Source organism: Actinomyces naeslundii, assembly GCF_001956585.1.
Taxonomy (GTDB): Bacteria; Actinomycetota; Actinomycetes; order Actinomycetales; family Actinomycetaceae; genus Actinomyces; species Actinomyces naeslundii.
In genome coordinates, this window is the sequence record NZ_MSRR01000011.1 from 1 (window position 1) to 14,997 (window position 14,997).

Below are 14,997 nucleotides of genomic sequence, written 5' to 3' on the forward strand. Positions count from 1 at the left end.
CTGCGGCGACGCCGTCGATCGGCTTGGCCAGGAACCGTACGTGATATCGACCGGTTCGGACTCAGTGCCGGACAGTCGGTCTCAGCCCTGCTCGCCCCCGGAGGGGTTCGGCTTGATCCACCACCACAGGCCCATGCCCGCTGCGATGGCCAGCAGACCCAGGCCCGCCCACAGGTTGGCGTTGATGCCTCCGGTCTTGCTCATCTCCTCGGCGCTGTTGAACAGGACCGAGCACACCACCAGGTAGAGGCCGATGAGCCCCAGTGCCCCGGTGATGACCGCCCGGATGTCCGTGAGTGAACGATTGCTCATGAGTGTTCTCCTTCGTGTGTCCGAGCGGGTCTAGTGGAAGATGCTGTTAAGCGCGATGACCAGGGCCCCGGCGATGATCCCCAGCGGGATCGGACGGCGGTACCAGGGCAGCTCGTGCAGGTGCGGGTCGGTGCGCTCGCTCTTGGGGGTCAGGGCGTAGACGAAGCCCTTGAGCTCGGAGTCGGGCTTCGGCTCCGTGACCAGGGAGACCAGCACCGTGATGACGACGTCGACCGAGAAGGCCACGCCCGCCGCGAGAAAGGCGCCGCCCTGCCCCGGCAGGACCAGGAACTCGTACTTGACGAGGATGTTGACCGCCAGGGAGCCCAGGGTTCCGCCGACGAGGCCGATCCAACCGGCCTGTGAGGTGGCCCGCTTCCAGAACATCCCGATGATGAAGGTCGCGAACAACGGCGCGTTGAACATCGAGAACAGTATCTGGAGGTAGTCCATGAGGTTGGGGTAGCTCGCAGCGATGAATGCGGTGAGGATCGCGACCACGGAGGCCGTCAGGGTCGAGAGCTTGCCGACCTTGAGGTAGTGGGCGTCGTCGGCGTCCTTCTTGAGATAGTGCTGGTAGATGTCCACACCCCACACGGTGTTGAAGGCGGAGATATTCGCCGCCATACCCGCCATGAAGGAGGCCAGCAGACCCGTGATCGCCAGACCCAGCAGACCGTTGGGCAGCAGGTCGCGCATGAGGTAGAGGACCGCGTCGTTGTACTGGTAGCTCGTGTTGGCCCCGGACTTGAGCTGCTGGACCTCCGTGACCATGACGCCGGCGACCATGCCCGGGACGATGACGAGGAAGGGCACGAACATCTTGACGAAGGTGCCGATGATCGGGGTCGACTGGGCCGAGGAGATCGAGTCCGAGGCCATGGCCCGCTGCACCTCGACGAAGTTCGTCGTCCAGTAGCCGAAGGACAGCACGAAGCCCAGGCCGAAGACCAGGCCGATCACCGACATCACATTGGAGTCGAAGCCGGAGATCGAGTTGCCGGGCCAGGAGTGCAGCTGCTGGGCCGGGTCGGTGCCGGCGAGCTTGGCGGCGGCGGTGATCTTGTCGGTCAGGCCGTGCCAGCCGCCCACGCGGTGCAGGCCGATGAGGGTCAGGGGCAGCAGGGCCGCCACAATGACGAAGAACTGGAGGACCTCGTTGTAGATCGCCGCGGAGAGCCCACCCATGGTGATGTAGGAGAAGACGATGACGGCGGCCACGATGAGCCCCACCCACAGGGGCCAGCCCAGCAGCCAGTTCATGATCTTGCCCAGCAGGTACAGGTTGATGCCGGCGATGAGCAGCTGGGCCAGGGCGAAGCTGAGCGCGTTGACCAGGTGGGCGGCGGTGCCGTAGCGCTTGAGCATGAACTCGGGCACCGAGCGCACCTTGGAGCCGTAGTAGAAGGGCATCATGACCAGACCCAGGAAGATCATGGCCGGAACCGCGCCGATCCAGAAGTAGTGGAAGGTCGGCATGCCGTACTCGGCGCCGTTGGCGGACATTCCCATGATCTCGACGGCACCGAGGTTTGCCGAGACGAAGGCGATACCGGTCACCCAGGCCGGCAGGGACCGCCCCGAGGTGAGGAAGCCATCGGCCGTGGCCGCCTTAGCACGGGCGATGAGCCCGACGCCGATGACGAAGGCGAAGTAGATGGCGATGGGGATGTAGTCGTACCAGCGTGCGGCGATGAGTGTGCCGGATGCCGCTGACGAGGCTGACAGGGCGTGCAGCGTGGAGGACATCGGTGTACCTCTCGAGGTTTCGTTTCAGTGAGTAAGATCATTCTTACTGGCCGGCAGACTAGCACGGTGACGACATCGGCATAGAAGGTTGCGCCCTGTCCGGGGTCACCGGCGTCGCTGGGTAGAGTGCCCTCCATGACGCTGACTGCTGCTGCCGACGGCTCCTCCCTGGGCAACCCGGGACCGGCCGGCTGGGCCTGGTACGTGGACGATGACTGCTGGGCCGCCGGGGGCTGGGAGAGCTCGACCAACAACCGCGGCGAGCTCACGGCCGTTCTGGAGCTCCTGCGGGCCACCGAGGCCGCCGGACTCGCCGGCGAGGAGCTCCTCATCCAGTGCGACTCCCAGTACGTCATCAACTCCCTGACCAAGTGGCGCCACGGTTGGAAGAAGCGCGGCTGGCGCAAGGCCGACGGCAAGCCCGTCCTCAACGCCGACCTCGTCAAGGACCTCGATGCCGCGCTCGCGGGCCGCACCGTGCACTTCGAGTGGGTGCGCGGGCACGTCGGCCATCCCCTGAACGAGGCCGCCGACTCCCGGGCCCGTGGTGCCGCGACCGCCTACCGGCAGGGTCGCCCCGTTCCCTCCGGTCCCGGCTGGACCCGGGGCGAACGGACACAGGGAGCGGCACCCGACGTGGCCTCTGACGCGGCGCCGTCGAAGGCCCCCGCCGCGCCGCAGACCGACGTCCTGTTCTGAGTCGGAAGATCGGGGCGGCACGTCCTCAGGATTCCGACGACCGTCTCTCACAGGAACGGCACAGGCGCATCAAACACGCGGCATAAGGCCTCAGACGAGGCTTGTAGCCATGACGACGAGCCCCGCCCTCCCCGCATCGGCCACCTCTCCCGCATCTCTTACCACCGCTGGGAGCCGGCTGGCCGGCCTGCGCCGCCGCATCCCGACGGTTGTCCTCTTCGCCGCCGTCTCCTTCTCCGGCTGGACCGTGGACTACGTTCTGGTCCTCATCCTCAACTCGCTGACCGGCTCGGTCCTCTACGCCGTCGTCGGGGCCCGGGTCGTCTCGTGCACCCTGGGCTTCCTGCTCAACCGGCGCCTGTTCCGGGCCGCCCCGGAGACCTTCTGGCGCTCGGTCGGCGGCTATGCGGCTGTCCAGGGTGGGGTCGCGGCGACGTCCTGCGCGGGCATTGCGGTCCTCACCGGTACCGGAGCGCCCCTGTGGCTGGCCAAGGTGCTCGTGGACTCCACGCTCTTCATCGTCAACTACCTGGCTCAGTCCCGCCTCGTCTACCGGGCCCCGGCGGAGCAGCCCGTCCTGGCTCCGGCTCTGGTGACGGCGGCCTGAGGGAGTGGCAGCGGCTCAGGACTGAGCGTCGCGCACGAGGATGACGAGCTGGACCCGGTCGCGCAGGTCCAGCTTGGTCAGGATCCGGGTGACGTTCTTCTTGACCGAGTCCGGTGCCAGGACGAGTCGCTGGGCGATCTCCGCGTTCGTCAGTCCCTCGGCCACCAGCTCGGACACCTCTCGTTCACGCGGGCTGAGATGGTTGAGACGTCGCCGCGCCGCGCGCTGTTGGGGCGAGGCGAGGGGGCGGAGCATGTGCCGGTTGAGCAGCTCGCGGGTGATGCGCGGGGTGAGGATCGCGTCCCCGGAGCTAACCGCTCGCAGCGCCTGGTGGAGCTGGGCCGTGCGGGTGTCCTTGAGCAGAAAGCCCGAGGCGCCTGCGGACAGCGCCCCGAAGGCGAACTCGTCCTGGTCGTAGGTGGTCAGCACCAGCGTCCGGATCGAGGGGTAGAGCTGGGTGATACGCGCCGTGGCATCGATCCCGTTGAGAACCGGCATGCGCACGTCCATGAGGATGACGTCGGGAAGTGGCTGGCGCTCCTGGCACAGATCGGCGAGCTGGTCGAGAGCGTCCTGTCCATGGGCTGCCTCGGCCATGACCTCCAGGTCGTCGGCCCGGTTGATGATGAGGGACAGACCCATGCGGGTGGCCCTCTGGTCATCGACGATCATCACCGTGATCGGGGTGCGACGCTCCGGAGGGGCCGGCGATGAGGGAAAGGAGGCGAGGGTCATGCTTCCTCCAGATCGGGTATGTGGACCGGGACGACGGCACGCAGCACCCACCCGCCGGATCCTGGGGCGATGCTGGGGCCGACCTCAAGCGCACCGCCGCGCTCTTGGATCACGGAGGCCAGATTGGTCAGTCCGTGGCCGGTCGATGGCTCATGGGAGTCCTGCGAGGAGTCGGCGTGGACGGTGACCTGTCCGTCATCGGATACGGTGACCCGGGTGGATGAGCCGGTGTGGTCCAGGGAGACGACAACACGCGTGGCGCCCTCGGCGTGCCGCATGACGTTGGTGAGAGCCTCCCGGATGACGATGTAGACAAGCTCCCCGAGTGCTCGGCCCACGGCCGTGTTACTGGGGCGCCGACCGGTCTCGGTCAGGGCCGCGCTGAGGCCGGTCGCTCGTACCGTGGTCAGCAGGTCCCCCAGCTGATCCCAGCCGCGTACGTCTGCGACGACCTCTGGGCGCGAGCTGGTCACCGTACCGGATCCGTAGTCGTCGAGGAGGGCTGGTGAGGACTGCAACGAGGCAACCGCGTTTCGTGTGTCGGCCAGGCCGTCGCGGGCCAGGGAGTTGACCAGGTCGATGGCCTCGTCGACATCCGGGATACCACTGGCACCGTGCAGCCCCTCGGACAGGGCGATGATCGCAGTGAGGGAGTGGCCCACGGAGTCGTGGAGTTCGGCGGCCACTCGGGCCTGGTACCGCGCGGCATCGCGTTGCACCACGAGCTGTTGCTCGGCCGCGTGGGAGGCGAGCTGGGTGTCCCCGTGCTCCAGGGACTCCCGATGCGAGCGGGAGATCGATGCCACGGTGAGCACGGCGATGAGGAGTCCGCCCTCCCACATGAAGTCCGACAGCGGCACTCTCTCCTTCATGAGCCCCGGCAGTGGCCCGTTGAACGATGCGAGATAGGGGATGAACATGAAGACCAGAGTGGCGGCAATGCCCAGGAGCCGCTGGCGGATGCTCGCGATGGCGATCAGGGTGTAGACCGCGATCAGCAGCGGGAGGAGGAACTCTCCGGAGTCACTCTTGATCATCTTGATCATGAGGGCCACGTTGTTGACGATGACGATCCCCAGAGGCCAGCGCCGTCGCCAGATCAGGGACAGGCCGGTCACCGCGGTGAGCACGAACTTGATCATGGGGACGTTGAAGCCGAGAGAAAAGGCGAGCACGATGCCGGCGCCCTGGAGCACGGCGTTGATGACAACCATGCCCCATGTCCCCACGGGGCTGGATCGGTACCACTCGGCGATGCGGTCCAGGCGCGTGCGCGGGACCCTGGGCCCTGCCTCGGGGAGCCGCTCGATGGATGTGCTGCTCATGACTGGCGTCTCATCTGCGTTTCACCGTTGTCTCACCGCCGCCTGACCGTCTGGAGCAGGGAGATGGCGAAGACTGTCACCCATGCCAGGTTGATGAGACTGTCGACGGCGGCAGCACCAGGCGAGGTCATGGCCTCGGGTTTCAAGGATGCGGTGGCTCGGATCAGTGCGGTCATGGGATTGAGGACGCTCAGTGGCTGTGCCGTCAGAAGCATTGCCGTCCCCACGATCGCCCCCAGGGTGACAGTGATCATTGTGGTGGCGAAGGACCTCAGCATTGTCCCCAGCCAGGTGACGAAGGTCAGGATGCCCCACATTCCCAGTACGGTGGCGCCGAAACGGGGAAAGTACGCGGTCAGACCAAGCAGGCTGAATCCGGCGACCAGGCCGGTGACGGCCGTGGTCAGGATGAGGATCGCAGTGGTGGCGACCGCAACCTGCAGGCAATGGAGCAGCTTGCCTGCGACCATGGCCGTCTCCAGACGGTTGGCTCTCATTCGCTGCCAGTTGTCTCCCTGGTGCTCACCGGTGGTGATCTGCGCCGCGAAGCCACTCATGACCAGCGGCAGAAGCCACATGGAGAGTACAAGCGTGGACTGTGGCCAGATGATGTCCCAGGTGTTACCTCGGGCCTGGAACTCGCTCTGGTGGGTGCGATACTGCAGGTATCCGGACAGGGATGCCAGGGTGCACAGTGCTGTCACGGCACCCCAGTACCAACGGTTGGGAGCCTTGCGGTTCTCCCAGTACCAGGCGGCGCGCACCGATGGCCGACGACGTACCGCATCGGGCGGCCGCGCGGTGAGGTCGGTTGGATGCGGTGATGTCGTTGGGAGACCGGGACTGGTGAGAGGCGTCGAATACGAATGCATGGCGTGACTCGGGGCTGGGAAGGTGGGTGATGCGGTGGTGCCCGTCACCAATTATCCTCATGGATAATAAGGCTGTGGGCGATGGAGGTCTAGCCGGTTCAGCCGGCTCGGAACGTATGGTGCGGTCAACGATGAGTGCCTGCACGTTTCAGGGCGCCGAGGCGGCGTGTGTGGAGTAGACCAGCTCCAGGAAGGCCTGCTCCCGGGTCTTGAGCGCGGTCTGAACTCGGTAGACGGCTGTTCCTGAGGAGACGATGCTGGCGATAAGTCTGCCGATGTCGGCGTCGGGCATGATGGCGGTACGCACTATCCCGCCGCGTACTTCATGGACCACTCCTAGGGAGGTCAGGAGGGTGGAGACGGCCGTGGGCGCGGAGACCGCCAGCTCAATGACGCCGTCGCTGTCCAATCCGGACAGAGGGCCCTGGTAGCGCAGATGTCCGGCACACAGGATGCCAACGGTGTCGGCCAGCTGCTCGATCTCCGGCAGCACATGGGTGGAGATGATCATCGTCATGCCCTCCTGGTGGGCCAGGGCGGCGATGATCTGACGAACCTCTGCTGCGGAGGCCGGGTCGAGTCCGTTGGTGGGCTCGTCCAGCAGCATGAGAGGGGGATCGGTCAGAAGTGCCATGGCCAGCCCGAGGCGCCGCTTCATCCCCGTCGAGTAGCGTCTGACCCGCGTGTTCTCATGTCCGCTCAGGTGGACGGTATTCAGGGCGTGAGTGACGCGGCTGTTCGGCAGTCCCAGGTAGGAGGCCATCATGGCGAGGTTCTCCCGGCCGGTCAGGCTCGGGTAGTAGGAGGGGTTCTCGATGAGGGAACCGATCGCTCCTGGCGGTGGAGAGTGGCGTGGCTCTGACGGACTGTTCAGGACGCTGATGCGGCCCGATGTCGGGTGGATCAGCCCTAGCAGGAGCTTCAGAGTGGTCGACTTGCCGGCCCCGTTGGGGCCCAGGAGCCCGTAGACACCACCGGCGGGCACCCGCAGGTTCACTTCGTCGACGACGTTGACGCCGTTGTAGGAGCGGGTCAGGTCGTCGGTGGTCACTGCGAGCTCTCCGGTAGGGGTGGGGAAGGCCTCTGGCGCAGTGGGGGCGACGAGACGTGAGCTGGGAGGGGAGGATGCTGTGGGGACGGGAGGTGAGACCGGGGTGGGGCTGGCGACGGGGTGAGTGATCCTGATGTCCTGCTCGGGTGAGAAGACAGTAGGTGGTGCGGGCGTTGTGGCAGTCATCGGAGAGGTCAGCGATACCGTCGGAGGGGCGATGCTCATGAGCCCATGCAATCGGTCAAATCCTATGAGCGCAGCACTTTTGTCCTATTTGTCCCCCTCGGGGGACGAGTGCGGTGCCGCAGCCGGCCCGTGTCAGGGCGGATGCGGCACCGCGCAGTGAGCAGCTGCTCCGCAAGGGCCCGACGTCGGACCCTTACGGAATCTGAGAGGTCCTCAGATGAGGGTGAGCGACTGGCGGGCGATGGCGAGCTCCTCGTTGGTGGGCACCACGAGCACGGTGACCTTCGAGTCCGGGGTGGAGATGACACGCGGCTCGTCGGAGCGGACGGCGTTGAGCTCGGGGTCGATCTCCATGCCCATGAAGCCCAGGCGCTCGCCGAGCTCACGGCGCAGGTTCGCGTCGTTCTCGCCGATACCGGCGGTGAAGGTCAGCGCGTCCAGGCCCCCCATGACGGCGGTGTAGGCGCCCACGTACTTCACGAGGCGGTGCAGGTAGATGTCCATGGCCTCGCGGGCCTCCTGCTCGCCGGCGCCGATGCGCTTCCACACCTCTCGCATGTCATTGTCCCCGGCCAGGCCCTTCATACCGGAGCCGCGATTGAACAGGTGGTCGATCTCGTCGATCGACATACCCGCCACGCGCGCCAGGTGGAAGACGGCGGCCGGGTCGATGTCGCCGGTGCGCCCGCCCATGACCAGCCCCTCCAGCGGCGTCAGCCCCATGGAGGTGTCCACGGCGTGCCCGGCCACGACCGCCGAGGCCGAGGCCCCGTTGCCCAGGTGCAGGACGACCTGCTTGAGGTCGTCGTGGTCCAGGAGCTGCGAGACCGCTCCGGAGACGAACTGGTGGCTGGTGCCGTGAGCCCCGTAACGGCGGATGGAATAGGTGTCGGCGACCTCGCGGTCCAACGCGTAGCGGGCGGCCTCCTCGGGCAGGTCCTGGAAGAAGGCGGTGTCGAAGACGGCCACGTGCGGTACGTCGGACAGGAGCCGGCGGCCCACCTCGATGCCCTTGAGGTGGGCAGGGTTGTGCAGCGGGCCCAGTGGCACGAGCTGCTCGATGCGGGCCACGACGTCGTCGTCGATGAGGGCCGGGCCGGAGAAGTAGCGCCCGCCCTGGACGACGCGGTGACCCACGGCCACGATGTGGGCGTCGGCCAGCGATGGGCCCTGCTCCTCGAACAGGCGCAGTACCTCGGACAGGCCGAAGCCGTGGTCGGGGACCGGCTCGGTGATCTCGGTGCGCTCCTCGCCGTGCTTGTGCGTGATGGCGCCGGTCTCCTCACCGATGCGCTCCACCAGGCCAGAGGCGAGCGACGCCCCTGAGTCGGGGTCGACCAGCTGGTACTTGATGGAGGAGGAGCCTGAGTTGATAACGAGGACGGTGCGCTGAGTCACGGGGTGCCTTTCAAGAACGGTCGGGGATGAGTGCGGGGATGACTGGATGACTGATGAGGATCCTGGGCGAGCCTCAGCGGCACGGGGCCGGGCCCCGTGCCGCTGAAGGGCTCAGCCCTGGGCCTGGACGGCGGTGATGGCGACGGTGTTGATGATGTCCTCCACCAGGGCGCCGCGCGAGAGGTCGTTGACCGGCTTGTTGAGGCCCTGGAGGACCGGGCCGATGGCGATGGCGCCCGAGGAGCGCTGGACCGCCTTGTAACCGATGTTGCCGCTGGACAGGTCCGGGAAGATGAAGACATTGGCCCGCCCGGCCACGAGCGAGTCGGGGGCCTTCTTGGCGGCCACGGTCGGGTCGATGGCGGCGTCGTACTGGATGGGGCCCTCGACGGCGAGGTCGGGCTCCTTGGCCCGTACCAGCTCGGTGGCCTCGCGGACCTTGTCGACATCCGCGCCCTTGCCGGAGGTCCCGGTGGAGAAGGACAGCATCGCCACACGCGGCTCGACGCCGAACTGACGGGCCGTGGCGGCCGAGGAGATCGCGATGTCGGCCAGCTCGGCGGCGTTGGGCTCGGGGTTGACGGCGCAGTCGCCGTAGACAAGCACCCGGTCCTGCAGGAGCATGAGGAAGACCGAGGAGACGATCGAGGTCCCCGGCTTGGTCTTGATGATCTGGAAGGACGGGACGATCGTGTGGGCCGTGGTGTGGGCCGCGCCGGAGACCATGCCGTCGGCGTCGCCCATGTGGACCATCATCGTGCCGAAGTAGGACACGTCCTGGACCTTCTCGCGGGCCTGCTCCAGGGTGACCCCCTTCTTGGCGCGCAGGCGGGCGAACTCCTCGGCGTACTTTTCCAGCAGCTCGGGGTCGTTGGTGGCGATGACCCGGGCGGCGGTGATGTCCAGGCCCAGCTCGGTGGCGCGGGCGCGCACCGTGGTCTCGTCACCCAGCAGCACCAGGTCGGCGATGCCGCGGCGCAGGATGGCGTCGGCGGCCCGCAGGACCCGGTCGTCTTCGGGCTCGGGCAGGACGATCGTCCTGCGGTTGGTGCGTGAGCGCTCCACCAGTTCGGCCTGGAACATGATGGGGGTGACGACCTCGGAGGGCTCGACCTCCAGGGCGGACAGGAGAGCATCGACGTCGGCCTCCTGCTCGAAGGTGGTCACGGCGACGTCGATCTTGCGCTCCGAGCCGTGGGCGAGCAGGCCCTGGAGGGAACCGGCCGCCGAGGCCGCGGTGAAGGTGTCCAGCGGAGAGGTCATGACCGGGATGTTGACGTCCAGGCCCTCCAGGAGGCGCAGCGCGTGGGGTGCCACCTCGAAGCCGCCGTTGAGCACGAGGCCGGACAGGATCGGGAAGCTGGAGGAGGCCTGGGCCGCCATGAGCGAGATGAGCATGGCGGAGCGGTCAGCCGGCACGATGGCGAGCTGGCCGGCGGTCAGGCGCTCCAGGACGTGGGAGACGTCCATGGCGCACACGAGGACGGACTCGGCCTCGCGGTCCAGGAGGGTCTTGTCGCCGGCGATGAGAGTGCCCTCGACGGCGTCCAGCACCTCGTGCACCGCCGGGGCGGCCAGGAGCGGCACCTCGGGCAGCGTGGTGGAGGTGATGCCCTCGATCGCGGCCAGGGCCTCGGTGATGGGCCGGCGGTTCTCGGGGTGGCACTTGTTGGCCACGACAGCGACGGTGCGGGCGTGGTTGTCGGCGATCTCGGTCATGGAGACCTCCACGGAGCCGACGACGTCCTCCACGTCGTGCTGACCGGAGACCACGAGCAGGATTGGTACACCGATGTTGGCGGCGACCCTGGCGTTGAGGGCCAGCTCGGGGTTGCCGGCGACGTCGGTGAAGTCCGAGCCGTCGATGATGACGACATCGTGCTCGCGTGCCAGGGCTCGGTAGGCGTCGACGATGCGGGCCAGAGCCTCCTCGGGGTCGGCGTGGAACTCGTCCCAGGTCGCGCCGACGCACTGCTCGGCGGGCGTGGTGGAGCCGGCACGGTTCAGCAGGAGGGTGAGGAAGGCATCGCCCTCACGGCTCTCCACGAAGGGACGGAAGACGCCGACCTTGGCGACCACCTTGGTCAGGCAGGAGACCAGTCCGAGGGCCACCGTTGACTTCCCGGTTCCGGCGTTGGGTGAGGCGATGTAGATACTGCGCGCCACGTTGGGTCCTTCTCGCGTTGTCTTGGAGTCAGGGGCGCCGGCTCATTCCGGTGCCGTACGGGTCCGATTGTGCCCCCACCTGCGGGTTGTCTGCGACCAAAGGCCCGGTCTCAGTGTGTCTTGTGATGTGGGAACGGGCACATGCGTCGGGCTCGGAGTGGGGTTCGAGGGGGCTGGGGGACTAGTCGGCTCGGGCGGTTTACTCCCTGCCGGCACCGGATGGGACTGTGGTTCGCCCGGTATCGGGGTCGATGCTCACGGTAACGCTGGTGACGGGCCGCTGGCGGCTGCTCGGCGTGCCCTGGGAGAGCCAGACCGTGTACGTCGACGACGGGTCGTTCGGCTCGGGGAGGAAGAGGGCGACGGGATCACCACCACGCGTCTCCTGCGCCGCTGCGACGGCGCGGCTCGGACCGGTGCCCTGATCCTGACCGGCACGTGTGTTCCCGGTCGGGGCTCCGACCGCTGTAGCAGGGGTGCGGGAGGTCGGCTCGGTGGGGTGGATGCCGTAGGCGCTGGCGTAGTAGCCCCACAGGAACAGCAGGGGCAGCAGAACCAGCCCGGCCGCCTTGAGCAGGTCGGTGTCCCGCGACAGGCGCTGCGCACGCCAGCGGGTGGACAGGACGGTTCGCCGGTAGCGCTGCAGAGGCCACCACACCCTGAGCCCACTGACGACCAGGACCAGAAGGACCACGCCCGAGGTTCCCACGACGAGACCGCCGACGGCCAGGCCCTGGTGCTCGCCCCGCCAGCGGGTGTGGGGAATCTCCTGGGACATCCAGCGGACGTGGCCGGGCCCCTCACAGGACAGGAGACAACGGTGCAGGTTGTCCAGGACCGAGCTCCACACCGGGGCAACGGCCGTCCGGCCGATCTCGGCGCCGGTGGAGGCTCCGACCACGTAGGCGGACCGCTTGGTCCTGACCTCGATGGTGTCGCTGCTCCGAGTGGCGGACAGGACGGGCTCGCCGGGGTGATTGCTCTCGATCGTCGCAACGGCCTGGGGCAGCGAGACCTCGTCGGGGCCGGCGCCGCGGGGGTAGGAGCTCGAGCTCAACGAGCTCGCGATCTCCGCCTGATACGGAAGGGATGTGCCGCTGAGAGTGATGGCCAGTAGGACCAGGCCGGCTACCGCCGACAACCAGCGTCGCACGAGTGACATCGTCCGGGAGACGAGGGACGGCGGGGACGTGGATGGGGCGACCGTGGGGTTCATGGCGGGGCTGCGTGGGAGGATCTAGAACCCTGCGGGGGCCAGCAGGGCGGCAAGGGTGCACAGACAGGTGAGGATCGAGATGAGGACGTAGACGTGGCGTCCACGATAGCGACGCCTCCACAGTGAACGGGCTCCGCTGAGGCTCACGGCGGTACCAGCGACCTGGATGACCAGGGCCGTACCGACGGCCAGCGGACCGAGAGGACCGATGGCGGGGGCCAGGGCGTAGACGATGACGCACCTGAGGCCCGAGGCCCACAGCCCCAGCATGACTGCCTGGACGTCGGCGCTGATCAGGACCGGCGTGTCCGCATCGGCCCGAGAGGTGGCAGGCTCGGCGGTGCCGGGGCTCTCGGGGAGGCCAGGATCGGCGGTGGCGGATGAGGTCTCCTGGAGGGCGGCGCCATCGACGATGTCGTCGGCATGCTTGCCTGACGAAATGTCTACATAATCAATACCGGGCGCACTCTTCATACTGATGAATACGGTAACGTTCAGGATAAATCGCGTCAACGCTCCAGCGTGAGACCGAGATGTGATGTCAGACAGGCCTTCTTGAGCGAAATACTCGCTGGTGAGGCCCTGTTCCGTGAACCGGAGAAATGGGATGGCCGCCGGTGTCGCTCTGTCCTAGCGCAGCAGGGGCAGAGCGGAGATGATGGTCAGTGCGACGATGACCGGCTCGAAGACCCGCTGATCCATGCGCTCGGCAAGACGGCGGCCTGCCAGGGCCGAGACGATGACGATCGGTGCGCAGATCACGGTCAGCGACATCGTGGTGGTGTTCACCAGCCCGGCCGAGATGGAGAAGGGCAGCTTGACGAGGTTGACCAGGAAGAAGAACCAGGCCGTCGTCCCCAGGAAGGCTTTGACGGGGTACCGGCAGGCCAGGAAGTACATGGAGGTCACCGGTCCACCGGCGTTGGCGACCATCGTCGTGAAGCCGGCCAGGCTGCCGTAGACCAGACGGGAAAGGCGGCCGCTGGTCGTGGGGGTGGCAAGTGTCGTGGTTGCCTTCTGTATCTCGAGTGTCGGGGCGGGTGGCGACGCCTGCGTCGCGGAGGCGCCGTCGGACGCCCTCCTGCTCGTCGAGCGTCGTTGGATGAGGGTGATGGCCACCAGGAGCAGCAGGATGACGCCGATGAGGCGCCGGGTGGAGTCGTTGGAGGCCAGGTGTAGGAACAGGGCGCCGGCGCCGACCCCCGTCAGGACCGCGGGGACGAGCCTGCGCAGCATGCGGAAGTCGGCGTCGCGGCGATAGCTCCACACGGCCAGCAGGTCCCCGGTCATGAGCATGAGCAGAATGGCCCCGGTGGACTCCTTGGCCGGTAGTACCGCGGTGCACAGTGCCACAGCGACGGTGGCTGCCCCGGGCAGGGCGGTCTTGGCGATACCGCACAGGGCCGCGACGACCATGAGCAGGATCCAGGTGGTGGCGGTCAAGGTGGGGAGCACGAGCCTGCCTCGCAGCGTTGAGAAGGAGTTGAGAAGGACGTGAAGGATCGGGTTTTGTCAGGACTTTTGCTCAGCCTAGCGGGCGGACGCCGACGGCGAGGGCCGGATGGTGGGATCCTCGCCGTCGGCGTCGTGGAGTGCGTGCGGCGCGGCCGCTTGCCAGGGCCGCTCAGAGCCCGGCTGCGGCCTCCAGGAGGTTGCGCGCGGAGATCTGAAGTCCTTCGACGTTGCCGTACTCGGCGTCCTCGTGCTCGATGTTGACGTTCATCTCCGGGTCCACCTCGGCGATGGCGGCCAGGAACTCGGCCCAGTAGTCGGTGTCGTGCCCCAGGCCGAAGGCGACGAACCGCCAGGCCGGGTCCTCGGGCCAGGCGTTGCACCAGTAGCCGTAGGCCACCGGGACCTTGTCCTCGGCCTCGGCGGGCACGTGGCCGAAGTCGGTGTCCAGGACTCCGCGGTAGGCGGCGCCGGGGAAGATCCTGGTGTCCTTGGCGTGGACGTGTCCCACGAGGGAGCCCAGGCGCTTGGTGGCCGCGATCGGGTCCATCTGCTGCCAGAACAGGTGGGAGGGGTCCATGTTGACCTTGATGTTGGTCGCCCCGGTCTCCTCGACGAGCCGCTCGAAGGAGGGGACGTTGAAAACCAGGTTGCGCGGGTGCAGCTCCAGGCAGACCTGGACGTCGTTGTCGCGGGCCAGGGCGTTGATCTCCTTGAAGAAGGGCACGACGACGCTCCACTGGTAGTCCAGGATCTCCATGTCGATCCCGTTCCAGGGGTTGACGACCCAGGTGGGGTACTTCGCGCTCGGGTCAGTGCCCGGGGTGCCGGACATGGTAACGATCTCCTTGACCCCGAGCAGCCCCGCCAGGCGGATGGCCGCCCGGATGTCCTCGGCGTGCTTGAGGCCCTCGTTGGGCAGCGGCGAGGTGGGGTTGCCCGAGGTGTTGAGGCCCGAGAGCGTCATCCCCTTGTCCTTGAACAGGCCCAGGTACTCGTCACGGGCGGTGGGTGAGGCCAGGAGGGCGTCGACGGGGCAGTGCGGGGAGGGGATGAAGCCTCCGACGTTCACCTCCGCCCCGGTCAGTCCGGCCTCCTTGAGGACGTCGAGGGCCTCGGGCAGGGAGCGGTCCTGCAGGCAGGCGGTGTAGGCGCCGTAGGTCAGTGGCATGAGAGGTCTCCTTGTGCGTCGTTCGGTACGTCGTTGTGTGGTGGTGTGTCTGAGGCTG

General features: G+C 67.3%; 14 protein-coding genes. 2 read left to right on the top strand and 12 right to left on the bottom strand.

The window, feature by feature from the left end:
* Positions 1–81: 81 nt before the first annotated feature.
* Positions 82–312: a hypothetical protein gene (locus BKH33_RS06670; protein ID WP_076067103.1), complete on the bottom strand. Its 231-nt coding sequence runs from the start codon at positions 310–312 to the stop codon at positions 82–84.
* A gap of 30 nt (positions 313–342) precedes the next feature.
* Positions 343–2,061 carry a sodium:solute symporter family protein gene (locus tag BKH33_RS06675; protein ID WP_003784918.1) on the bottom strand — a complete coding sequence of 573 codons (1,719 nt, stop codon included), beginning with the start codon at positions 2,059–2,061 and terminating at the stop codon, positions 343–345.
* A gap of 135 nt (positions 2,062–2,196) precedes the next feature.
* On the opposite strand from BKH33_RS06675, the gene BKH33_RS06680 reads away from it, so the two are divergent.
* Together BKH33_RS06680 and BKH33_RS06685 are read left to right on the top strand one after the other, a co-directional pair.
* Positions 2,197–2,760: a ribonuclease H family protein gene (locus tag BKH33_RS06680; protein WP_003784935.1), complete on the top strand. Its 564-nt coding sequence runs from the start codon at positions 2,197–2,199 to the stop codon at positions 2,758–2,760.
* 109 nt (positions 2,761–2,869) lie between these two features.
* Entirely contained in the window at positions 2,870–3,367 is a 498-nt protein-coding gene (locus BKH33_RS06685; protein WP_003784930.1) for a GtrA family protein, read from the top strand.
* Between the two features lie 15 nt (positions 3,368–3,382).
* Here BKH33_RS06685 and BKH33_RS06690 read toward each other — a convergent pair whose 3' ends face one another.
* The 10 genes from BKH33_RS06690 to BKH33_RS06735 all read right to left on the bottom strand — a co-directional run bounded on the left by BKH33_RS06690 (position 3,383) and on the right by BKH33_RS06735 (position 14,939).
* A complete protein-coding gene (locus tag BKH33_RS06690) occupies positions 3,383–4,102 on the bottom strand; it encodes a response regulator transcription factor (RefSeq protein ID WP_003784929.1) in 720 nt (239 codons plus the stop codon).
* Complete coding sequence (locus BKH33_RS06695; RefSeq protein WP_003784941.1) at positions 4,099–5,427, bottom strand: sensor histidine kinase; 1,329 nt, start codon at positions 5,425–5,427, stop codon at positions 4,099–4,101. Before BKH33_RS06695 ends, BKH33_RS06690 begins: the two co-directional genes overlap by 4 nt.
* Before the next feature lie 32 nt (positions 5,428–5,459).
* A complete protein-coding gene (locus BKH33_RS06700) occupies positions 5,460–6,299 on the bottom strand; it encodes an ABC transporter permease (RefSeq protein ID WP_143228586.1) in 840 nt (279 codons plus the stop codon).
* Between the two features lie 148 nt (positions 6,300–6,447).
* Positions 6,448–7,575, bottom strand: a complete 1,128-nt coding sequence (locus tag BKH33_RS06705; protein ID WP_232621467.1) for an ABC transporter ATP-binding protein — start codon at positions 7,573–7,575, stop codon at positions 6,448–6,450.
* Between the two features lie 174 nt (positions 7,576–7,749).
* Positions 7,750–8,934, bottom strand: a complete 1,185-nt coding sequence (locus tag BKH33_RS06710; protein ID WP_003784927.1) for an acetate/propionate family kinase — start codon at positions 8,932–8,934, stop codon at positions 7,750–7,752.
* A gap of 111 nt (positions 8,935–9,045) precedes the next feature.
* Positions 9,046–11,100 (bottom strand): phosphate acetyltransferase, encoded by a 2,055-nt coding sequence (pta, locus tag BKH33_RS06715; RefSeq protein ID WP_003784946.1) that lies wholly within the window; start codon positions 11,098–11,100, stop codon positions 9,046–9,048.
* Positions 11,101–11,299: 199 nt separating this feature from the next.
* The gene (locus tag BKH33_RS06720) at positions 11,300–12,316 is read right to left on the bottom strand and encodes a PepSY domain-containing protein (protein ID WP_043539782.1); all 1,017 of its coding nucleotides are present in this window, start codon (positions 12,314–12,316) and stop codon (positions 11,300–11,302) included.
* A 21-nt stretch (positions 12,317–12,337) separates the two neighbouring features.
* A complete protein-coding gene (locus BKH33_RS06725; RefSeq protein WP_003784928.1) occupies positions 12,338–12,790 on the bottom strand; it encodes a hypothetical protein in 453 nt (150 codons plus the stop codon).
* A 156-nt stretch (positions 12,791–12,946) separates the two neighbouring features.
* The gene (locus BKH33_RS06730; protein ID WP_003784919.1) at positions 12,947–13,771 is read right to left on the bottom strand and encodes a sulfite exporter TauE/SafE family protein; all 825 of its coding nucleotides are present in this window, start codon (positions 13,769–13,771) and stop codon (positions 12,947–12,949) included.
* 169 nt (positions 13,772–13,940) lie between these two features.
* The gene (locus BKH33_RS06735; protein WP_003784944.1) at positions 13,941–14,939 is read right to left on the bottom strand and encodes a sugar phosphate isomerase/epimerase family protein; all 999 of its coding nucleotides are present in this window, start codon (positions 14,937–14,939) and stop codon (positions 13,941–13,943) included.
* Positions 14,940–14,997 lie beyond the last annotated feature (58 nt).

Bases quoted from the DNA above. Each gene is read 5' to 3' on its own strand.
- BKH33_RS06670 (WP_076067103.1), bottom strand. From the start codon at position 312: ATGAGCAATCGTTCACTCACGGACATCCGGGCGGTCATCACCGGGGCA.
- BKH33_RS06675 (WP_003784918.1), bottom strand. From the start codon at position 2,061: ATGTCCTCCACGCTGCACGCCCTGTCAGCCTCGTCAGCGGCATCCGGC.
- BKH33_RS06680 (WP_003784935.1), top strand. From the start codon at position 2,197: ATGACGCTGACTGCTGCTGCCGACGGCTCCTCCCTGGGCAACCCGGGA.
- BKH33_RS06685 (WP_003784930.1), top strand. From the start codon at position 2,870: ATGACGACGAGCCCCGCCCTCCCCGCATCGGCCACCTCTCCCGCATCT.
- BKH33_RS06690 (WP_003784929.1), bottom strand. From the start codon at position 4,102: ATGACCCTCGCCTCCTTTCCCTCATCGCCGGCCCCTCCGGAGCGTCGC.
- BKH33_RS06695 (WP_003784941.1), bottom strand. From the start codon at position 5,427: ATGAGCAGCACATCCATCGAGCGGCTCCCCGAGGCAGGGCCCAGGGTC.
- BKH33_RS06700 (WP_143228586.1), bottom strand. From the start codon at position 6,299: ATGCATTCGTATTCGACGCCTCTCACCAGTCCCGGTCTCCCAACGACA.
- BKH33_RS06705 (WP_232621467.1), bottom strand. From the start codon at position 7,575: ATGAGCATCGCCCCTCCGACGGTATCGCTGACCTCTCCGATGACTGCC.
- BKH33_RS06720 (WP_043539782.1), bottom strand. From the start codon at position 12,316: ATGAACCCCACGGTCGCCCCATCCACGTCCCCGCCGTCCCTCGTCTCC.
- BKH33_RS06725 (WP_003784928.1), bottom strand. From the start codon at position 12,790: ATGAAGAGTGCGCCCGGTATTGATTATGTAGACATTTCGTCAGGCAAG.
- BKH33_RS06735 (WP_003784944.1), bottom strand. From the start codon at position 14,939: ATGCCACTGACCTACGGCGCCTACACCGCCTGCCTGCAGGACCGCTCC.